A 19,676-nucleotide genomic window follows, 5' to 3' on the forward strand; every position below is an offset into this window, starting at 1 on the left:
TATTGGTCATTATAGACCGTTGACTCAAGTCACGCTGCGGGCCGCTCCAAGCTTGCCAGTACGGCAAGCCGGAAAAGCGACAGTACAGCATCATTCCCGCTATATGCGGCCAAGCGGCCACAACACAAGTTATGGCAGCAGCGCAATATGCTGCAAGCCCATCGTTTCCGGGAAACCGAACATCAGGTTCATGCACTGCACCGCCTGGCCGGAGGCGCCCTTGACCAGGTTGTCCTGCACCACCAGCACCACCACCGTGTTGCCGCCGTCAGGACGATGCAGCGCCAGGCGCAGCATGTTCGAGCCGCGCGTCGAACGCGTTTCCGGATGCGAGCCGAATGGCATCACGTCGACGAACGGCGCCTCTTTATATGCGTCTTCAAACAGCGCCTGCAGGGCGGCATCGTCGATGTCTTTGGTCAAACGCGCGTACAAGGTGGCATGCATGCCGCGGATCATCGGCACCAGGTGCGGCGTGAACAGCAGGCCGACTTTCTGGTCGGTATAGCGCGCCAGCTGGGCCGAGGTTTCCGGCGTGTGGCGGTGACCGGAGACACCGTAGGCCTTGAAATTGTCGCTCGACTCGGAGAACAGCGTAGCGATCTCGGCTTTGCGGCCGGCGCCGGACACGCCCGACTTGGCGTCGGCAATCAGGCTGCCGGCGTCAATGATGCCGGCTTTGAGCAGCGGATAAAAGCCCAGCTGCATCGTGGTTGGGTAGCAACCCGGGTTGGCGATCAGGCGCGCTTTGGTGATGGCGTCGCGGTTCAGCTCTGGCAAGCCATATACGGCCTCGTCCAGCAATTCAGGGGCCGTGTGCGGAATCTTGTACCACTTCTCGAATGTCGCCTGGTCCTTCAGGCGGAAGTCCGCTGCCAGGTCGATGACTTTCACGCCATTGGCCAGCAATGCCGGCGCCTGGGCCATGGCCACGCCGTGCGGGGTGGCGAAGAAGACCACATCGCAGCTGTTCAGGTCAGCCTTGTCCGGCGCCGAAAACGCCAGGTCGACGCTGCCGCGCAATGATGGAAACATGTCGGAGACAGGTAAACCGTCTTCCTTGCGCGAGGTGATCGCGGTCAGTTCGGCTTCCGGGTGGGACGCCAGCAAGCGCAACAGTTCAACGCCGGTGTAGCCGGTCCCGCCAACAATGCCTACTTTGATCATCGCTTATCCTTGAATAAAAATGGGGTCCTCGCGGACGACGTGCAATTTTAACAGTCACACTAATAAAAAAGCCGCCCGGCTTGCGCGGGGCGGCTCTTCCAACAGCGCCGGGGCGCCGCATGAAGCAAATTAACGCTTCGAGAATTGCTTTGCGCGACGTGCTTTGCGCAGGCCGACTTTTTTACGCTCGACTTCACGTGCATCGCGGGTAACGAAACCGGCACGTGCCAGGTCGCCCTTGAGTGCTGCGTCGTAGTCGATCAGTGCGCGGGTGATGCCGTGGCGAACTGCGCCAGCCTGGCCGGACTCGCCGCCGCCGTGCACGTTGACTTTGATGTCAAAACGCTCGACGTTGCCGGTCAGTTCCAGCGGTTGACGGATGACCATCAGGCCGGTTTCGCGCGAAAAGTATTCCGACGCTGGCTTGCCGTTGACGATGATCAAGCCGGTACCGACCTTGATGAACACGCGTGCGACGGCGCTCTTGCGACGGCCGGTGCCGTAATTGTAGTTGCCGATCATGTCAGCTCCTTAGAGAACGAGTGCTTGCGGTTGCTGGGCAGCATGCGGGTGGGAACCTTCCGCATACACTTTCAACTTCTTGATCATGGCGTAGCCAAGCGGGCCCTTAGGCAGCATGCCCTTGACCGCTTTTTCAAGCGCGCGACCAGGAAAACGCTCTTGCATTTTCTTGAAGTTGGTTTCGTAGATGCCGCCTGGGTAGCCGGAGTGACGGTAGTACGTCTTCTCGGTGGCCTTGGTGCCCGTAACGCGCAATTTGCCTGCGTTGATGACGACGATGAAATCGCCGGTGTCGACGTGAGGGGTGAATTCCGGTTTGTGTTTGCCGCGCAGTCGGAGTGCCACTTCGCTGGCAACACGTCCGAGGATCAGATCCGTCGCGTCAATCACCAACCAGTCGCGCTGGACTTCATGTCCTTTAGCGGAAAAAGTTTTCATGATGACTTCCTAATGTATTAAATCGCTCAAATGGTGGTTCCGCTTCTACTATCTTGCGGACTCTGCCTTATGTCTTTTCCTGAGCAAACGGAAAGCCGACGATGATAGCCGATCTTGCCTGCGCGGGTCAAGGGGCCATTACGCCGCTGTGGTAGTTGACCAGAAGAAGGTCGTGAACTTAGACTGTGGTGATAATCAATGGAGACGCCGCTTGAAATACCGCTTGCCAGTCTGCCTCTCCCTCGCTGCTGCCGTCCTGTTCGCTGGCGCAGCCCAGGCCGCCGCACCCGTCAAGGCACGCAGCTGCCACCTGCCCGGCGTCGAAGAAGCCCTGCGCTGCCTGACCGTGCCGGTCGACCTGGCCGCGCCCGGCGGCCCGACGCTGGCGCTGCACGTGACCGTGGCGCCGGCGTTCCGCGAATCGGCGCGCAGCGACCCCTTGTTTGTGTTGGCCGGCGGCCCCGGCGAAGCGGGCAGCGACGTGCTGCCACTGCTGTCGACCGCGTTCCGGCGCGTGCGCGCCACGCGCGACATCGTGCTCATCGACCAGCGCGGCACCGGCCTGAGCGGCCGGCTCGACTGCCCCACCCGGCCCGAGCAGGAAACCATGATCGAGGCCCAGCTCGACCAGGAGATGTTCGACTGCATCGCCGCCGCCAGGAAGCGTCCGGATCGACCGCTGGCGGCCTACACCACCGCCAACGCCGCGCGCGATATCGAGCAAGTGCGCCAGGCGCTCGGCTACGGCAAGATCAATGTTTGGGGCGGCTCCTACGGCACCCGCCTGGGCCAGGTGTATGCACGCGCGTACCCGGATAGCGTGCGCACGCTGGTGCTCGACGGCGTGGCCGCGCCCGAACAGGTCATTCCCGCCGGCGGACGCGACAGCCAGACCGCGCTCGACAAGCTGTTCAAAACCTGCGCCAGGGATGTTGCCTGCCATGCCGCATTCCCGAACCTGCGCGCCGAATTCGATGCCGTCAGCGCACGCGTCGACAAGGGCGACCTCGTCATCGCGATGGCCGACCCGCGCACCGCACTGCCAGGCAAGGTGGCGATGAGCAGCGCGCGCTATCAGGGCACCATCCACAGCATCCTGTATTCGGCGATCGATACGCGCAGGTTACCGTTTTTGATCCACAACGCTTACCAGGGCCACTGGGAACCGTTCGTGGCGCGGCGCAATCTGGCCAACGACTTTTCCGCCGACGGCTCGAACGCCATCCTGCTGCACCTGGCGGTGGTGTGCGCCGAGGACATGCCGCGCCTGACCCCGCAACTGCTGGCCAGCGACACCGGCGTGCTGACCCGCACGATGATCGGACGCATGCCGGCCATGTGCAAGGCCATCGACGTGCCGGCTGTGCCATGGCGCGCGCCGACCATGATCACGGCGCCGGCGCTGCTGTTTTCCGGCGCACTCGACCCGGTCACGCCGCCGCACCGAGCGGCCTCGGCCGCGCAGTCGATGCGCAATGCGCGCCATATCGTGGTCGCCAATGCCGGCCACGGCGTGTCGCAACTGGGTTGCACGCCACGCCTGCTGCGCACCTTCCTCGACAATCCCGAAAAACCGCTCGACGCTACCTGCCTCGACGAGATTCCGGCGCCCTCTTTCCAGCTCGGCAATGCCGGGCCGCAACCGTAAAGTACCCATGATTGAAGTTAATGAAGTCCGCAAGCAATTCGGCGCCGTGCAGGCGCTCGGCGGCGTCAGCTTTACGGCCCGGGACGGCCAGATCACGGCTTTACTTGGCCCAAACGGCGCCGGCAAAACCACGCTGCTGCGCTTGCTGGTCGGCCTGCTGAAACGCGACCACGGCACCATCGCCGTCGACGGCGTCGATCCGGCCGTCAATCCGCTGGCGGTGCGCGCCAACATCGGCTTTCTTACCGACCAGTTCGGCCTGTACGAGCGCCTGTCGACGCGCGAATACCTGGCCTACTTTGGCGAACTGCACGGCATGGGCGGCAAATCGCTCACGGCGCGCATCGATGAAGTGTCGAACCTGCTCCAGATGGACGATATCCTGGAGCGCCGCAGCAAGGGCTTTTCGCAGGGCCAGCGCATCAAGGTGGCGATGGCGCGCACGCTGCTGCACCGCCCGCGCCACCTGCTGCTCGACGAACCGAGCCGCGGCCTGGACGTGATGAGTACGCGGGCGCTGCGCGTGGCCCTATCGGCCTTGCGCAGCGAAGGTTGCTGCGTGATCATGGCCACCCACGTGATGCAGGAAGTGTCGCACCTGTGCGACGACGTGATCGTGATCGCGAAAGGCATGACAGTGGCGCAGGGTTCGCCCCAGCAATTGTGCGAGCGCACCGGCATCGCCAGCCTGGAAGACGCCTTCGTCAGCCTGGTTGGCACCGATGAAGGCTTGCTCGCATGATATTCAATAAAAAACCCCGTTTCCTGATCGTCTTCCTCAAGGAATTCCGCGAAACCCTGCGCGACAAGCGCTCGCTGGGTTTATTGGCATTGTTCACGCTGATGTATCCGGTGATGCTCGGCTATATCCTGAACCAGCAGATCGAGCGCGCCACGCGGCCCGAGCGCGAAGGCATTGCGCTGTCCGTGATCGGGGCCGACAAGGCGCCGACCTTGATGGCGCGGCTGAAACACAAGAACGTCACCGTGACAAGCCTGCCGCCGCAGAGCGACGAGCAGATCGAAGCGCTGCTGCGCGGTCGCAAGGTCGCCGCGGTATTGCGCCTGGCCGACGATTTCACGGTCGATTATGCGGCCATGCGTCCCGCCAAAATGGAACTCTGGTACAACTCGGCGTCCGACCTGGACGCGCGCCGGCGCGATATCGACGAGGTTTTGCAGGCCTACAGTACGAATATCGCCGGTGCGCGCCTGCTGGCGCATGGCGTGTCGCCGGCCACCATGACACCGATCAAATTGCAGCGCTACGATACGGGCTCGAATGCCGCACGCTCCGCCGGCCTGATCGGCAGCATCCTTGGCTTCCTGTTCTTCCCCGCGTTTATTTGCTGCCTGTCGGCCGCGGTCGACAGCACCGCCGGCGAACGCGAACGGCGCTCGCTCGAAGTGCTGATGTCGCAGCCCGCCCACGCATGGGAACTGATCGTCGGCAAGTGGCTGGCGGCCGGCAGCCTGTCCGTGATCGGCATCACGGTCGAACTGGCGCTGGCGCACGCGATCCTGTCCTGGCTGCCGCTGGAAGAAATCGGCATGTCGTGGCGCGTCACCTCAAGCGATCTGGCGCTGGTGTGCCTGGTGTCGGTGCCGCTCTCCCTGTTTGCGGCAGGTTTACAGATCGCCATCGCGATGAACGCGAAATCGTTCAAGGAAGCGCAGAGCATGCTCAGTTTCATCATGCTGGTGCCGATGATTCCGGGTATCGCCGTGTCGATGCTGGAACTGAAAACGGCGACCTGGATGTATTTGGTGCCGATGCTGTCGAACCAGACCTTGTTGCGCGAAATTGCCAAGGGCGAATCCATGGGCGCACTCCCCTTCGTGCTGACCTTTGCCAGCAGCGCCATCGCGGCGCTGGCGGCGGTGGCATTCGCCGCCTGGCGGATGAAGAGCGAGCGCTACGTGCTGGCCGTGTAGCCGCTACAATCATGGGCATCATTTAACCAGAGAGCATTTTATGGAAGTCAAAGTCAGCTGGAACGGCCCGTCGGGCATGAGTTTCAGGGCCGAAACCGGATCCGGCCACATGGTGAACATGGACGGCGCGCCGGAAGGCGGCGGCCACAACCTGGCGCCGCGGCCGATGGAGATGGTGTTACTGGGTACCGGCGGCTGCACGGCCTACGACGTCGTGCTGATCCTCAAGCGCGGGCGCGAAGACGTGCGCGGCTGCGAGGCGACCTTGAAAGCCGAGCGCGCAGATACCGATCCGAAGGTGTTCACGAAGATTCATTTTCACTTCGTCGTCACCGGCCGCAACCTGAAAACCACGGCAGTGGAGCGGGCCGTGTCGCTATCGCACGAAAAATATTGCTCGGCGTCGATCATGCTGGCCAAGATGGCCGAGATCACGCACTCGTTCGAAATTGTGGAAGGTTGACGACTAAATATAGTAGGCCGTCGTTGTCATCACTTTCGCCATGCCCGTCATCGCGAGCTTGACCGGCGCCGGCACTTCGCTCGCGCCCATCGCCTCGGCGGTCGCACCGTGTTCAATTTCATCGAGGCGCATCTGCTCGACGATCGCGCGCGACTTGGCGTCCAGTTGCGGCAACTGGTCCAGGTGATCGTTCAGATGCGCTTCCACCTGGCGCTCGGTTTCCACCACGAAGCCCAGGCTGCGCGCATCGCCCAGTTTTGCGGCCACCGCACCCATCGCATACGAGCCCACATACCAGAGCGGATTGAAAAAACTCGGCTGCGAGCCGAGCTCGGCGAGCCGCTGCGCGGTCCAGGCCAGGTGGTCTTCTTCCTCGCGCCCGGCCTGCTCGAACTGAGCCTTGAGTGCTGGCGATGTGGCGAAGCGCGCCTGGGCGTTGTACAGCGCCTGGGCACACACTTCGCCGACATGGTTGATGCGCATCAGGCCGGCGCTGTGGCGCTGCTGCTGCGCGTCCAGGTTGCCGTCATCGGCGCGCGCGCCGGGCGTGGGGCGGGTCTGCGCCGTCACGCCGCTCATGACACGCAGGGCTTTGTCGATGCCGACGATGAATTGGTCGAGGGGAGAATGAAAACGGTGAATGGTCATGGGCGCAGGTGATCGGGCGGGAAAGACCTATTATATTCCCGCGCTGTTGAGCGGCGTGTCCGCAAGCTTCTGCTTGTCTTTTTCCTTTTCCACCCAGTCATACACCGGGCCCGCAATATCGATCCCCGAGATATTTTTGGCGACGCCCAGGTTCAGCGATAACAGAAACGGAATACTGGCCACTGGCACCTCGGTGCACAGTTCGCTAAACGCTGCCATGAAGCGGGCCGATTCCAGAATCGGCACCACTTTGGCGCCGCTCATGAACTGCAGCGCGCTGGTGATGCTGTGGCCCGGCCCCAGCGCCTGATAGATCACCTTGTTATAGACACGGTCGACCTTTTTGAAATCGATCGCCTCTTCCTTGATCAGCCCGGCCAGGTAATACAAGCCGAGCGTCACGCGCAGCCAGTCGGTCGCTTCTACCCGCGTACGGCCCTGGCGCATGATGGCGAGGGCCTTGTCTTTGATCACAGTGTCCATGCCCTCATTATCCACAAAAAACCACGCGCAGGCCGCCCTGGGGCAGGCTTTTTGCACTCTGGGAACATGTTTTCACGCTGCGTCGCAAGTTACCGCCTCCGCTGCGACAAATTTAATACAATGCAATGAATGATAAGGGAGTAACACGATGGAATTACGCATCCGAGATTTGTCCAAGACCTACGCCAACGGCGTCGTGGCGCTGGACAAAGTGACGCTGACTATTCCAACCGGGATGTTCGGCCTGCTCGGTCCGAATGGCGCCGGCAAGTCGACCCTGATGCGCATCCTGGCCACCTTGCAGGAATGCGATACTGGCTCGGTGTTCCTCGACGATATCGACGTGCTCGATGAAAAAACCGCCGTGCGGCGCCTGCTCGGCTACCTGCCCCAGGATTTCGGCGTCTACCCAAAAGTCAGCGCCTACGAATTGCTGGACCATTTCGCCATGCTCAAGGGCCTGTCGCAGCGCAACCGGCGCCGCGAAGTGGTCGACGGCCTGCTCCAGCAAACCAATCTGTTCGAGGTGCGCCACCAGAAACTGGGCGGCTTTTCGGGCGGCATGCGCCAGCGCTTCGGCATTGCCCAGGCCCTGCTGGGCGACCCGAAACTGATCATCGTCGATGAACCGACTGCCGGACTCGACCCGCAGGAAAGGGTGCGCTTCCACAATTTATTGTCGGACATCGGCGCCGACAAAACCGTGCTGCTGTCGACCCATATCGTCTCCGACGTGGCCGACCTGTGCGCGAATATGGCCATCATCAACAAGGGCCGCGTGCTGCTGTGCGGCGAACCGACCCGGCTGGTCGACGATATTTCTGACCGCATCTGGGGCCGCTTCGTGCCGAAGTCGGACCTGGCCCACTACCAGCGCCGCCACGCCGTCATTTCCACGCGCCTGCTCGCCGGGCGCACGCTGGTGCACGTCTACGCCGACGGCGACCCGGGCGACGATTTCGAACCGGCCCTGGCCACCCTGGACGACGTCTACTTCGCCACCATCGCCGGCCATCCGGTCGGCGCCGCGGGAATCTGCTGAGTATGCAAGCCGCTTTACGTCCATTGTTCACCATCGCCGGCTTCGAAGCGCGCCAGCGCCTGAAACTGTTGTCCACCTGGGTCTACTTCGCCATGTTCCTGGCGCTGGCGATGCTGTGGATGGCCGCCGCCGGCGGGGTGTTCCGGGAAGCGTCGATCAATTTCGGCGGCAAGGTCTTCATCAACGCGCCCCGCTCGGTGGAACTGACGGTGGCGTTCCTGGGCTGCCTCGGTGTGATCGTCGTGGCCGCCATGATGGGGCGCGCGGTGCAGCAGGATTTCGAATACCAGATGCACCATTTCTTTTTCAGCGCGCCGATCGGCAAGCACGCCTATGTCTTCGGCCGCTTCCTCGGTGCGCTGGCGGTGCTGGCCCTGGTGTTTTCGAGCATCGTGCTGGGCGCCTGGCTGGGCACGTTCTGGCCCGGGATCGAGCCGGACCGGCTAGGGCCGGCCCTGCTGGGCACCTACCTGCGCCCGTATATCTTTACCCTGCTGCCGAACCTGTTCATTTTCGGCGCCATCTTTTTTGTCCTGGCGGCGCTGACGCGGCGCATGCTGCCGGTCTACGTCGGCAGTGTCGTCATGATGCTGGGCTATATCGTGGCGCCCTCGCTGGCGCGCGATCTCGACTATAAAACGCTGGCCGCGCTGATCGATCCGTTCGGCACCACGGCGCTGATCCGCCTGACCGAATACTGGACCACGGCCGAGCGCAACACGCTGGCGGTGCCATTCGAAGGCGTGTACCTGCTCAACCGCGTCATCTGGCTGGGCTTTGGCGCCATCGTACTGCTGCTGGGTGCCTGGCGCTTCGACTTCATCGCTGCCGACGACAGCCGCGGCCCACGCGCCGAAGCGGCCGCCACGGCCCTGTCGCAGACCGCCCTGCAGACGGCAGAAACGCCCGATTTCGCCGCGCGCAGCCTGGGGCTGCTACTGATCAAGTCGATCTGGTTCAACCTGCGCGAATCGGTCAAGAACATCTATTTTGCCGTCATCGTGCTGGCCGGCGCGCTGGCCCTGTTTGCGTCCTCGCTGGACATGGGGTCCATCTTCGGCACCGCCACCTACCCGGTCACATACCAGATCCTCGAACTGATCGGCGGCGTGTACAGCCTGTTCATGCTGATCGTCACCACGTTTTATGCGGGTGAACTGGTCTGGCGCGAACGGGAAGCACGCATCGCTTCCATGGTCGACGCCTTGCCGCTGCCGAGCTGGTTGCCGCTGCTGGGCAAGCTGTTCGGGCTGATCGGCCTGCAAGCGCTCATGCTGGTGTTCGCCATGCTGTGCGGAATGCTGATCCAGCTGGCCAAAGGGTATTGGGCGCTCGAGCCGGGCCTGTATCTGCAGCGCCTGTTCCTGATCGACCTGCCGCAGTACGCCTTACTGGCGGTGCTGGCCATTGCTTTGCAAGCCATCATCAACCAGAAATACCTGGCCTATTTCGCCATGGTGCTCTATTACATCGTCACGCTGGCGCTGCACGGCTTTGGCTTCGAGCACCCGCTGCTGATGCCCGGCGGCTCGCCACCGCTGGTGTACTCGGCCATGAACGGCTTCGGCCACTTCCTGGCCGTCGAGCGCGCCTTCGACGTGTACTGGGGCGGCTTTGCCCTGATGCTGCTGGCGCTCACCCTGGTGCTGTGGCCACGCGGCGCCAGCGAACGATTTACCCTGCGCCTGCAACAGGCCCGCCGCGACCTCACACGGCCGGTGCTGGCCGTATTTGGCACCGGACTGGTCCTGTTTGCCGGCGCCGGCGCGCTGCTGTATTACAACCTGAACGTGGTGGGAAATTTCCGCACCACCTATGCAAGCGACAAATTGCGCGCCGAATACGAACAGCGCTATCAGCGCTTCGCCGCCCTGCCCCAGCCACGCATCACCGACGTCACGCTGGCGGTTGACATCGTGCCGGAACAGCGCAGCCTGCGCGTGAAGGGCACCTACCAGCTGGAAAATCGCAGCGGCGTGCCGGTCGGCGATATCCTGCTGTACCAGGCCGAGGGCGCGCAGTTCAAGGCGGCGTTTTCGCAAACCGCCACACTGGTCACGCGCGACGTAGTGCGTGGCTTTTACCGCTATCGCCTGGCCAGTCCTTTGGCGCCGGGGGCGCGCTTGGCGCTGGAAATAGACCTGGCGTTCAGTCCGGGCGGGGTGCTCGGCATGGGACGCGAGACGCCGGTGGTCGCCAACGGCACCTTCTTCCACAACGATGTCTTGCCGCGCATCGGCTATGTCGAGGCCGTACAACTGAACGACGAACGCGACCGCCGCCGCCACGGCTTGCCGCCGCGCGAGCGCATGCTGGCGCGCGACGACCCGGCCGGTCTTGCCAACAATTACATCGGCGCCGACGCCGACCGCATCAACTTCGACGCCATCGTCAGCACCAGCGCCGACCAGATTGCGGTCGCGCCCGGCACGCTGGAGCGCGAATGGAACGCCAACGGCCGGCGCTATTTCCACTACCGCATGGAAAAACCGATGCTCAATTTCTATGCCTTCCTGTCGGCGCGCTACGAAGTGCGCCACGAGCGCTGGCAAGACGTGGCCATCGACCTGTTCTATCACCCCGGCCACGAATACAACCTGGAGCGCATGGCCAAAGGCGCAAAGGCCACCCTGGCCTACGCCAGCGCCCAGTTCGGGCCGTATGGCCTGCATGAACTGCGCATCGCCGAATTCCCGCGCTACAACACCTACGCCCAGGCGTTCGCCGGCACCGTGGCCTTCTCGGAAGGGCTGGGATTCATCGCCAGGGTCGACGACAGCAAGCCGAAGGATATCGATTACCCGTTCTATGTAACAGCGCATGAAACGGCGCACCAGTGGTGGGCGCACCAGCTCATTGCCGCCAACACGCGCGGCGGGACGGTGCTGTCGGAAACGCTGGCCGAATACACGGCGCTGATGGTGATGAAGCAAACCATGGGCGCGGCGAAGATGCAGCGCTTCCTGCGCTACGACCTCGATCTGTATTTGATGGGCCGCGCCCGAGAACCAAAGAAAGAGTTGCCGCTGGCGCAAAACGAAAACCAGGACTACATCCATTACCGCAAGGGCAGTCTGGCCATGTATTTGCTGGCCGACCTCGTGGGTGAAGGCAAGGTCAACGGGGTGCTGCGCAGCATGCTGGCGCAATACGGCAACCAGGGCGCCCCCTACCCGACCGTGACGCCGCTGATCGCCGCACTGCGCGCCGTGACGCCGCCCGACAAGGCGTATCTGATCGACGACCTGTTCGAGGCGATCGTGCTATACGAAAACCGCGCGGTCAGCGCCAGCGCCGTGAAACAGGCCGATGGCAAGTATCTCGTCACGCTGGTGGCGCAGGCCGCCAAGCGCCGTGCCGGTGAACTGGGGCAAGAGACCGATGTGCCTCTGAACGACTACATCGAATTCGGCGTCGACGATGCCGACGGCAAGCCGCTGCTGCGCGAATGGCGCAAGATCGGCACCCGCGATATTACCTTGAAATTAACTGTCGACCGGCGGCCGGCGCGGGCCGGCATCGATCCGGATAACAAGCTGATCGACCGGAAACCGTCCGACAATGTGGTAGCAGTCGACATACGATGAACTTCGCGTTATTATTTCTCACAAATATTACACTGGAGTTACATCATGACGAACCTGGTCGCCGAAATTACGGAACAAATTCAGCTACTTAGCGCCAGTGAGAAGAATGAGTTGTTACGTATGTTACTCAAGGACCTGGACGGTGCCGAGGACCAGGATGCCGACGAAGCATGGCGCAATGAAGTCGTGCGCCGGGTCAAGGCGATCCACAATGGCGAAGCGGCCATCAAGGCCTTGCAGGAAGAGTGGTCCGTACGGTTTTAAGCGCCCTGCGCTGAACGTACGCGCGTAAAAAAACCGCGGCCTGTGAAGGTCCGCGGTTTTTTATTGGGCCTCGACTACATCAGACCGGTTTTGCTGCTGCCTTTTTGGCAGCAGGCTTTTTGGCCGCCGTTTTGGCCGGCGCCTTTTTCGCGACCGCCTTCTTCGCCGCCACGGTTTTCGTTGCCGCCTTCTTCACCGCGACTTTTTTGACCGCGACCTTCTTGGCCGGCGCCGCTTCATCGCCCTCTTCCGCATCCTTCACAGGCGCCGCTTTCGGCTTGGCGCCCGGTTTCACTTTGCGCTCTTCGAACTCGAAGCTGATCTTGCCATCCTTGCCTTTGACCAGGAAGGCCTTGAACGGCCGGCGCGTGCGTTGCGAGACAAACCCCGGCATCAAATCGGTCTTGCCTTCGTTGAGCAATTTCGCCATCTGCTCCGGCAAAATTTCCTGTTGCAAGATGATGCGCCCGCTGCGGAAATCGCAAATCTTCGGCTTCGCCACGCTGTGCTGGCAAACGTAGGCCAGGCCCAGTTCAAACACGCCGCCATTGCATTTCGGGCAAGGCCCGAGTGGCGTCTGGCCGGTGAAGTCGACGCCTTCGCCGTTTTCGCCTTCTTCGTCGTTCTGGCCGAAGTCGAATTCGAGTTTGACGTTGTTGATGTCTTCATCGCGCACGATGCGCAAAATGGCGGCGAATGGCCGGCCCATTTTCGAGCGGAAGCCTTGCAGCGGACCGATCGTGCGGTTCTTCAGCAATTCCTCGACTTCGGGAATTTCGAACTGGCGGCTCCCCGGCGTTTTGCTCATATTGAATTCGCACTTGGTGCAGGCAAAACGGCGGTAATTCTCTTTCACCACGCCGCCGCAATTCGGGCATGGCGTGGCCAGCGTCGAATAGTCGCCGGGGATGGTGGCGTTATCGTATTCCTTGGCGCGCTTGACGATAATCTGCGTCATCTGGGCGATTTCGCGCATGAATTCTTCACGCGAGATTTTGCCCTTTTCCATCTGCGACAGCTTGTATTCCCACTCGCCGGTCAATTCCGGTGCAGTCAGCTCGTTCACGCCCAGTCCACGCAGCAAGGTCATCAGCTGCGATGCTTTCGCCGTTGGAATCAGCTCACGCCCTTCCCGGATCAGGTAGCGCTCGCCCAGCAAGCCCTCGATGATGGCGGCGCGAGTGGCTGGCGTGCCGAGTCCCTTGCCGGCCATGGCGTCGCGCAATTCGTCTTCTTCGATCAGCTTGCCGGCGCCTTCCATGGCGGACAGCAAGGTTGCTTCGCTGTAGCGCGCCGGCGGCTTGGTCACGAGGCCGTTGGCGGACAATTTATCGGCCAACACTTTTTCGCCCTTGGCGACCGGGACCAGCATGCCGCCGCCCTCCTTGTCGTCGCCGATGGCTTCCTTGCCGTAGATGGCCAGCCAGCCCGGATTGGTCATGACCTTGCCTTCGGTCTTGAACTGGTGGCCGGACACTTCGGTGAAGCGGGTGGTGACCTGGAACTCGGCTGGCGGGAAGAACACGGCCAGGAAGCGGCGCGTGACCAGGTCGTACAGCTTTTGTTCCGGCTCCGACAAATTCTTCGGCGCGACACCGGTCGGGATGATCGCGAAGTGATCCGAGATCTTGGTGTTGTCGAAGATGCGCTTGTTCGGCTTGACCCAGCCGGCCTTCAGAATCTGGCCGGCGAACTGGTTGTAGTTATTGCTTTCCTTCAGGTGACTCAGCGTCTCCTTGACGGTGTCAATATAGTCTTCCGGCAAGTGGCGCGAATCGGTACGCGGGTAGGTCAAGACCTTGTGCTTTTCGTACAGCGCCTGGGCCAAACCGAGGGTGTTCTTGGCCGAGAAGCCGAAGCGGCCGTTGGCTTCGCGCTGCAGGCTGGTCAGATCAAACAGGCCCGGCGCCATCGAGGTGGTCGGCTTCGACTCTTCCGTGACAGTGCCTTGCTTGCCCTTGCAGGCAATCGCGATCGATTCGGCGGCCAGTTTGCTCCACAGGCGCTCGGCGCGTTTTTCCGGGTCGAGTTCGTCTTTTTTGAACTTGGTGTCGAGCCAGCGGCCTTCGTACATGCCGGCGGCGCAAACGAACTCGGCGCGCACTTCCCAGTAATCGCGCGAAACGAATTTTTTGATTTTTTCTTCGCGCTCGACAACGATCGACAAGGTCGGCGTTTGCACGCGGCCGACGGTGGTCAGATAAAAGCCGCCCTCTTTCGAGTTGAAGGCCGTCATGGCGCGGGTGCCGTTAATGCCGATCAGCCAGTCCGCTTCCGAGCGGCAACGGGCCGCATCGGCCAGCGGCAACATTTCTTCGTCGCTGCGCAGCTTCTGAAAACCCTCGCGGATGGCGTTCGCCGTCATCGATTGCAGCCACAGGCGCTGGATCGGTTGCTTGGCCTTGGCGTTTTGCGCGATCAGGCGGAAAATCAGTTCGCCTTCACGCCCGGCATCGCAGGCGTTGATCAGGCCGGTGACGTCCTTGCGCTTGATGAGGCGGTTCAGCACTTTCAAGCGCGCTTCGGTCTTGGCGATCGGGTTCAGCGCGAAGTACGGCGGGATCATCGGCAAATGCGCGAAGCTCCACTTGCCGCGCTTGACGTCGTGCTCTTCCGGCACCGCAATTTCCAGCAGGTGACCAACCGCCGACGACAGCACATACTCGTCGGATTCGAAATACTCATCGTGCTTGGTGAAGCCGCCCAGCGTCTTGGCGATGTCGTTCGCGACGGAGGGCTTCTCGGCGATGATGAGGGTTTTTGTCATATGGTTTCTCGTCGTACAGATAGTTGTTTGGCAGGCGCATCATACATGCTCTGCACGGGACGGGCCAAAAAGGCGCAGTCCGCGGATGGGTCGATGGAATTTGCGGCCAATGATAAGCGCGTTGCGCCGCCGCGGGCAAGCGCCAATGCGCGCGGGCAGGTACTTAGTGCAGCTGGCGCGGGGTTTGTTCGTCGTCAGAACCAAACAGATCGTCGAACATCAAGGCGTCGGGCTCTTTGCCCATGCTCCACAGCAGCATCAGGACGATGACTTTCAGGTCACCCAGCGCCACCGGGCTTTCGTCCAGCGCCAGCGCGCGTTCGATGACGATTTCGCGCTGCACGGGACCGAGCACGCCAGCCACTTCGAGAAACTGGATGAAGCCGACTGCGGCCGTGCCGAGCGTATCGATTTCTTGCTCAATATAAAAGCGCGTGCCGGTCGACGTTGCCGCCAGGCCCTGCTCGGCAAGCGTCATATTGGTCAGGCCGTTGAGCCAGTCGAGTGCTTCGGAAATTTCCACGTCGTCGAAACCGACTGCTGACAATTTGCGCGCCAGCGCTTCCGGCTCGGGACAAGCGTCCGGCCGATAATAGGTTTCGTACAGGTAAACGAGGATATCAAACATGCTGACACTTTAGCAGTTCCGCCGGTTTCGGCCAAGCACCACGCGTGCCGCATACGCCGGTTACCGGTGCACGCGTTGCAGCATGCCCCCAGGCAAACGCGCGACGATTCCCGCCAGCTCCAGCTCGAGCAGTTCGGCGCTGAGTGCACTGGCGCTCAGGGCGCCCTGGGACAGGATGGTATCGATGTGAATGGCCTCATGGCCCAGCAGGGCGAGCAAGGGACTGACCGGCGCCGGCGTCGGCTGCATGGTCCGCACCAGCGGCGCCATCGACAAGGCCAGCAGCACCTCGTCGCTCGTTTCGACCAGTTGCGCGCCGTCGCGGATGAGCTGGTGGCAACCTTTCGACAGCGTCGCGTGGATCGAGCCCGGCAGCGCGAACACGTCGCGCCCCTGCTCGTTTGCCATGCGCGCCGTGATCAGCGAACCGGAGCCGGCCGCCGCCTCGATGACCAGCACGCCGGCGGTCAGGCCGCTGATGATGCGATTTCGCTGTGGAAAATGTTCCGGCCTGGGGGGCGTAGCGAGCGGGTACTCGCTGACCATGCAGCCTTCCTCGGCAATGCGCCGGGCCAGGGCAGCGTTGCGAGCCGGATAAATGCGGTCGGCGCCGGTGCCGATGATGGCTGCGGTACTGCCGCAGCCGCGCAAGGCGCCTTCATGCGCGGCCGTGTCGATGCCCAGCGCCAGCCCCGACACGATGGTGATGCCCGCCGCTGACAGGGCCGCGGCGAAGGCCCTGGCATTGGCCTGGCCCTGCACGCTGGCGTTGCGGCTGCCGACAATGGCCAGCGCCGCACCCTGCAACAGCGCATGGCGCCCTCTTATATAGAGCAGCAGCGGTGGATCGGGGATTTCGGCCAGCAACGGCGGATAAGCAGGATCGAGCAGGGAGAGAATGCGGTTGCCGGGCTGCTCCAGCCAGGCCAGCGTGGTGTCGAGCAGACGGGCCGTTTCGCTGGAAGCCGGGGCGCACAGGGCGCTGGCCTGCGCCGGGGTGACATGCTGGAGAAGCTGGTCGATAGCGGCGCTGAAAATGGCCGCCGGTGACCCAAAATGGCGCAGCAGCTGCGCTGCCGTGATCCGCCCCACCCCCGGTACTGCCGCCAGGCGCAGCCAGGAACCGAGGTCGAGGGAGGGGGCCGGGCTGGGGGTGGGGTCCGTGTCACGCACGGTGGATTTACTCCGGTGATTTCGCCACGTCGCCAGCTTCCACCGGCACCGTCGCTTCCATGATCAAGCCATACGACACGTTTTTGAACGTGCGGAATATGAACAGATCGCCAATTTGTTCATCTGGCAAACGGATCTTCTGCTTGTTGCCGAGCATGCCTTTGCTGCCCGGGTCGTCGACCATCTTCCCGAAATGATAAAGCTGCAGGACGCTGCCGATATCGAGTCCGTCAAGTGCGCCCTTGTTGACGCTGACGATCTGGCTTCGGCCAGCAAAGGTCACGCCGGAATAAATCGACATCACGCGTGCATCGATGGTGCGCTCGGGTGAATGCGGCACATAATTGCGAATTGCCGTCGGCGGCGCCGGCACCAGCAAATCGCCGATGCCCATTTCCTGGACCGTGTTGGAAACGACAAACGTGCTGACATCGACGCCAGGCGTGGCCGCGCGCGACAACACCATGGTGCCCAGATACACGGCCTCGTATGCAATGACCTTGCCGCTGGCCGGGTCTGTCAACGGTGCGCCCGGACGGAACACCTGGAAGTTCTTGCCATCCTTCAAATCGCCGCGCACATAGGCTTTCTCGCCCTTGGCCAGATAAACGCGGCCCTCTTCCTGTGCTGCGACGATGCGCGGCGCGCCGGCCAGCTCATCGGCTTCGACGATCAGCGGCTGGCTCAGGAACGGCTCGATGGCCCCGGACGGAATCGACTGGATCGCGTCGCGCCCGGTCGCTTCGGTGCGGATCTGGGGCGACAGGCGCGTGATACCGTCACCGCCATTGCCAGAACCTGGCTTGTTCAGCGACAGGCGGCCATTCTTGCGATCGAAATAGACAATCTGGCCCGGATAGATCCAGTGCGGATTCTTGATCTGGTCCTTGTTGATGCCCCAGACCTGCGGCCAACACCACGCGTGCTCGAGGAATTTGCCGGAGATATCCCACAGCGTATCGCCTTTGACGACCAGGTGCTGGTCGGGGGCGTTCGGTTTGAATGCGCAGTTGGCGGCAGCCTGGACGGGGCCGGCGACAACAAACGCAACCAGGGCCGCGGCAGCAAAGCGGGTCGCGATTGTGCTAAAATTTTTCATTGACGATGTCCATAATGTGCGACGTTAAAACAAATACACGGAATCACTGGCTGCGCGACAACAGCGCCCGGGACAGCACCAGAACCAGGACAACACGGCCCCCCAGTTATGGTTAACATGGGAAAATATTGCCGAACTGAATCAAATTCTGCACACAATTCCACGAACTAGCAAGACAAACCGCGCTCCACACCCTGTGCAGGCGGGTACCGGTGTTGCTTCTCGTACGGTTTCTGGTAAGCGTGTCAAGACCTCTTATTGAAGTACCATCGATTACATCGAATTGAAAAATTATGGCAATCCTGAACATCCTGCGTTATCCCGATCCGCGCCTGCATAAAGTCGCCAGGCCGGTCACCCAATTCGACAACCGCCTGGCCAAGCTGGTCCAGGACATGGCCGAGACCATGTACGAGGCACCGGGCGTCGGCCTGGCCGCCAGCCAGGTCGACGTGCACGAACAACTCGTGGTCATCGATATCACCGAGACCAAGGATGCGTTGCAGGTATTCATCAACCCGGAAATTACCTGGTCCAGCGAAGACAAACAGGTCTACGACGAAGGCTGCCTGTCGGTGCCGGGCATTTACGATGGCGTCGAACGCCCGTCCAAGGTGCGCGTCAAGGCACTCGATCTCGAAGGCAAGCCTTTTGAACTGGAAGCAGAGGGTTTGCTGGCCGTGTGCATCCAGCACGAAATGGACCATTTACTGGGCAAGGTCTTCGTCGAATACCTTTCGCCCCTGAAGCGCAACCGCATCAAGAGCAAAATGCTCAAAGAAAAAGCCGGCATCGAGCGCGAAGCGGCGCTGCGTGCAGCCGGCCGGCGTTATTAAGCCGATGAAGGTCGTCTTTGCCGGCACGCCCGAGTTTGCTGCGGTTGCACTGCGCGCTATTTACGAAGCAGGGTTCACGATTCCCCTTGTGTTGACCCAGCCCGACCGCCCGGCCGGGCGCGGCATGCAATTGCAGGCGTCCGCCGTCAAGCAGTTCGCGTTGGCGCATGGCATTGAAGTATTGCAGCCGGTGTCACTGCGCATGGATGCCAAGGATCCGGCCCGTGCCGCGGAAGCGGCGGCCGCCCATGCGCGCCTGCAGGGCATCGACTATGACGTGATGGTGGTGGCGGCGTACGGCCTGATCCTGCCGCGCAGCACCCTCGACATCAAGCCCTGCATCAATATCCACGGTTCGCTGTTACCACGCTGGCGCGGCGCCGCGCCGATTCACCGCGCCATCGAAATGGGCGATGCGGCCACCGGCGTGACCATCATGCTGATGGAAGAAGGACTCGATACGGGGCCGATGCTGATGATCGAAAGCGTGAACATCGGCGCGCATGACACTACCGGCAGCCTGCACGACAAGCTGGCCGCGCTGGGCGGCGCGATGATCGTCGACGCCTTGCGCCGGATGAAAGTGGGCGACTTGCCAGCCACTGTCCAGCCGGAACAAGGTGTGAACTACGCGGCCAAGATCAGCAAGGAAGAAGCGGCGCTGGATTTCAGCCTGCCGGCCGAGGTGCTGGCACGCAAGGTGCGCGCATTCAATCCCTTCCCCGGCGCGCATGCGAAGACGGGTGACGTGGTCCTCAAGATCTGGGCGGCCACGGTCGGCGATGACAACTGCGGAATGCCGCCTGGCACGGTGCTGGTGGCGGATGCAGAGCACGGCATTCACATCGCTTGCGGCGAAGGCAGTCTCAAGTTACTGCAGTTGCAAAAGGCGGGCGGCAAGCGCCTGGAAGCGGCGGCCTTCCTCGCGGGGTTTGCGCTCGAGGGCGCCAGCTTCACCTGATACCGTCATCCTCGC

Annotated in this window: 18 protein-coding genes; 9 read left to right on the forward strand and 9 right to left on the reverse strand. The window is 62.1% G+C overall.

Annotated elements, in window-relative coordinates; all coding sequences use genetic code 11:
* Nucleotides 1-129 precede the first annotated feature (129 nt).
* The 3 genes from argC to rplM form a co-directional block, all read right to left on the reverse strand.
* On the reverse strand, nt 130-1,167 hold the full coding sequence (gene argC / locus V6M87_RS04510) for an N-acetyl-gamma-glutamyl-phosphate reductase (RefSeq protein WP_332848545.1): 1,038 nt from the start codon (nt 1,165-1,167) through the stop codon (nt 130-132).
* A 129-nt stretch (nt 1,168-1,296) separates the two neighbouring features.
* Nucleotides 1,297-1,689, reverse strand: a complete 393-nt coding sequence (gene rpsI, locus V6M87_RS04515; protein WP_332848546.1) for a 30S ribosomal protein S9 — start codon at nt 1,687-1,689, stop codon at nt 1,297-1,299.
* 9 nt (nt 1,690-1,698) lie between these two features.
* A complete protein-coding gene (gene rplM, locus V6M87_RS04520) occupies nt 1,699-2,127 on the reverse strand; it encodes a 50S ribosomal protein L13 (protein ID WP_332848547.1) in 429 nt (142 codons plus the stop codon).
* Nucleotides 2,128-2,338: 211 nt separating this feature from the next.
* On the opposite strand from rplM, the gene V6M87_RS04525 reads away from it, so the two are divergent.
* From V6M87_RS04525 to V6M87_RS04540, 4 genes are read left to right on the forward strand one after another with little or no spacing between them, the layout of a single operon-like run.
* Nucleotides 2,339-3,775 carry an alpha/beta fold hydrolase gene (locus V6M87_RS04525; RefSeq protein WP_332848548.1) on the forward strand — a complete coding sequence of 479 codons (1,437 nt, stop codon included), beginning with the start codon at nt 2,339-2,341 and terminating at the stop codon, nt 3,773-3,775.
* 7 nt (nt 3,776-3,782) lie between these two features.
* On the forward strand, nt 3,783-4,517 hold the full coding sequence (locus V6M87_RS04530; RefSeq protein WP_332848549.1) for an ABC transporter ATP-binding protein: 735 nt from the start codon (nt 3,783-3,785) through the stop codon (nt 4,515-4,517).
* Entirely contained in the window at nt 4,514-5,710 is a 1,197-nt protein-coding gene (locus V6M87_RS04535) for an ABC transporter permease (RefSeq protein WP_332848550.1), read from the forward strand. Before V6M87_RS04530 ends, V6M87_RS04535 begins: the two co-directional genes overlap by 4 nt.
* Before the next feature lie 40 nt (nt 5,711-5,750).
* Nucleotides 5,751-6,173 (forward strand): OsmC family protein, encoded by a 423-nt coding sequence (locus V6M87_RS04540; RefSeq protein ID WP_332848551.1) that lies wholly within the window; start codon nt 5,751-5,753, stop codon nt 6,171-6,173.
* Between the two features lie 3 nt (nt 6,174-6,176).
* Here V6M87_RS04540 and coq7 read toward each other — a convergent pair whose 3' ends face one another.
* Nucleotides 6,177-6,821, reverse strand: coding sequence for a 2-polyprenyl-3-methyl-6-methoxy-1,4-benzoquinone monooxygenase (coq7, locus tag V6M87_RS04545; RefSeq protein WP_332848552.1), 645 nt, complete (start codon nt 6,819-6,821; stop codon nt 6,177-6,179).
* A 30-nt stretch (nt 6,822-6,851) separates the two neighbouring features.
* The gene (locus tag V6M87_RS04550) at nt 6,852-7,304 is read right to left on the reverse strand and encodes a hypothetical protein (protein ID WP_332848553.1); all 453 of its coding nucleotides are present in this window, start codon (nt 7,302-7,304) and stop codon (nt 6,852-6,854) included.
* A 148-nt stretch (nt 7,305-7,452) separates the two neighbouring features.
* On the opposite strand from V6M87_RS04550, the gene V6M87_RS04555 reads away from it, so the two are divergent.
* Genes V6M87_RS04555 through V6M87_RS04565 form a run of 3 tightly spaced genes read left to right on the forward strand, consistent with a single transcriptional unit; the run spans nt 7,453 to nt 12,197 of the window.
* On the forward strand, nt 7,453-8,346 hold the full coding sequence (locus V6M87_RS04555) for an ABC transporter ATP-binding protein (RefSeq protein ID WP_332848554.1): 894 nt from the start codon (nt 7,453-7,455) through the stop codon (nt 8,344-8,346).
* A gap of 2 nt (nt 8,347-8,348) precedes the next feature.
* Entirely contained in the window at nt 8,349-11,933 is a 3,585-nt protein-coding gene (locus V6M87_RS04560; RefSeq protein ID WP_332848555.1) for an ABC transporter permease/M1 family aminopeptidase, read from the forward strand.
* Between the two features lie 45 nt (nt 11,934-11,978).
* On the forward strand, nt 11,979-12,197 hold the full coding sequence (locus V6M87_RS04565; RefSeq protein ID WP_332848556.1) for an addiction module protein: 219 nt from the start codon (nt 11,979-11,981) through the stop codon (nt 12,195-12,197).
* A gap of 79 nt (nt 12,198-12,276) precedes the next feature.
* Here V6M87_RS04565 and V6M87_RS04570 read toward each other — a convergent pair whose 3' ends face one another.
* The 4 genes from V6M87_RS04570 to V6M87_RS04585 form a co-directional block, all read right to left on the reverse strand.
* Nucleotides 12,277-14,964 carry a DNA topoisomerase III gene (locus V6M87_RS04570; protein ID WP_332848557.1) on the reverse strand — a complete coding sequence of 896 codons (2,688 nt, stop codon included), beginning with the start codon at nt 14,962-14,964 and terminating at the stop codon, nt 12,277-12,279.
* A 163-nt stretch (nt 14,965-15,127) separates the two neighbouring features.
* Nucleotides 15,128-15,592, reverse strand: a complete 465-nt coding sequence (locus V6M87_RS04575; RefSeq protein WP_332848558.1) for a DUF494 family protein — start codon at nt 15,590-15,592, stop codon at nt 15,128-15,130.
* A 60-nt stretch (nt 15,593-15,652) separates the two neighbouring features.
* Nucleotides 15,653-16,765 (reverse strand): DNA-processing protein DprA, encoded by a 1,113-nt coding sequence (gene dprA, locus V6M87_RS04580; protein WP_332848559.1) that lies wholly within the window; start codon nt 16,763-16,765, stop codon nt 15,653-15,655.
* A gap of 7 nt (nt 16,766-16,772) precedes the next feature.
* The gene (locus V6M87_RS04585; protein WP_332848560.1) at nt 16,773-17,864 is read right to left on the reverse strand and encodes a LysM peptidoglycan-binding domain-containing protein; all 1,092 of its coding nucleotides are present in this window, start codon (nt 17,862-17,864) and stop codon (nt 16,773-16,775) included.
* Between the two features lie 293 nt (nt 17,865-18,157).
* On the opposite strand from V6M87_RS04585, the gene def reads away from it, so the two are divergent.
* Together def and fmt are read left to right on the forward strand one after the other, a co-directional pair.
* Nucleotides 18,158-18,700 carry a peptide deformylase gene (gene def, locus V6M87_RS04590; protein ID WP_332848561.1) on the forward strand — a complete coding sequence of 181 codons (543 nt, stop codon included), beginning with the start codon at nt 18,158-18,160 and terminating at the stop codon, nt 18,698-18,700.
* Between the two features lie 4 nt (nt 18,701-18,704).
* Nucleotides 18,705-19,661 (forward strand): methionyl-tRNA formyltransferase, encoded by a 957-nt coding sequence (fmt, locus tag V6M87_RS04595; protein WP_332848562.1) that lies wholly within the window; start codon nt 18,705-18,707, stop codon nt 19,659-19,661.
* Nucleotides 19,662-19,676 lie beyond the last annotated feature (15 nt).

Source organism: Massilia sp. S19_KUP03_FR1 (assembly GCF_036688685.1).
Taxonomy (GTDB): Bacteria; Pseudomonadota; Gammaproteobacteria; order Burkholderiales; family Burkholderiaceae_D; genus JALYUM01.

Coding starts and splice junctions, on each gene's coding strand:
- V6M87_RS04550 (WP_332848553.1), bottom strand. CDS start 7,304: ATGGACACTGTGATCAAAGACAAGGCCCTCGCCATCATGCGCCAGGGC.
- V6M87_RS04530 (WP_332848549.1), top strand. CDS start 3,783: ATGATTGAAGTTAATGAAGTCCGCAAGCAATTCGGCGCCGTGCAGGCG.
- rpsI (WP_332848546.1), bottom strand. CDS start 1,689: ATGATCGGCAACTACAATTACGGCACCGGCCGTCGCAAGAGCGCCGTC.
- argC (WP_332848545.1), bottom strand. CDS start 1,167: ATGATCAAAGTAGGCATTGTTGGCGGGACCGGCTACACCGGCGTTGAA.
- V6M87_RS04540 (WP_332848551.1), top strand. CDS start 5,751: ATGGAAGTCAAAGTCAGCTGGAACGGCCCGTCGGGCATGAGTTTCAGG.
- def (WP_332848561.1), top strand. CDS start 18,158: ATGGCAATCCTGAACATCCTGCGTTATCCCGATCCGCGCCTGCATAAA.
- V6M87_RS04575 (WP_332848558.1), bottom strand. CDS start 15,592: ATGTTTGATATCCTCGTTTACCTGTACGAAACCTATTATCGGCCGGAC.
- V6M87_RS04565 (WP_332848556.1), top strand. CDS start 11,979: ATGACGAACCTGGTCGCCGAAATTACGGAACAAATTCAGCTACTTAGC.
- V6M87_RS04585 (WP_332848560.1), bottom strand. CDS start 17,864: ATGAAAAATTTTAGCACAATCGCGACCCGCTTTGCTGCCGCGGCCCTG.
- fmt (WP_332848562.1), top strand. CDS start 18,705: ATGAAGGTCGTCTTTGCCGGCACGCCCGAGTTTGCTGCGGTTGCACTG.
- coq7 (WP_332848552.1), bottom strand. CDS start 6,821: ATGACCATTCACCGTTTTCATTCTCCCCTCGACCAATTCATCGTCGGC.
- V6M87_RS04560 (WP_332848555.1), top strand. CDS start 8,349: ATGCAAGCCGCTTTACGTCCATTGTTCACCATCGCCGGCTTCGAAGCG.
- V6M87_RS04555 (WP_332848554.1), top strand. CDS start 7,453: ATGGAATTACGCATCCGAGATTTGTCCAAGACCTACGCCAACGGCGTC.
- rplM (WP_332848547.1), bottom strand. CDS start 2,127: ATGAAAACTTTTTCCGCTAAAGGACATGAAGTCCAGCGCGACTGGTTG.
- V6M87_RS04535 (WP_332848550.1), top strand. CDS start 4,514: ATGATATTCAATAAAAAACCCCGTTTCCTGATCGTCTTCCTCAAGGAA.
- V6M87_RS04570 (WP_332848557.1), bottom strand. CDS start 14,964: ATGACAAAAACCCTCATCATCGCCGAGAAGCCCTCCGTCGCGAACGAC.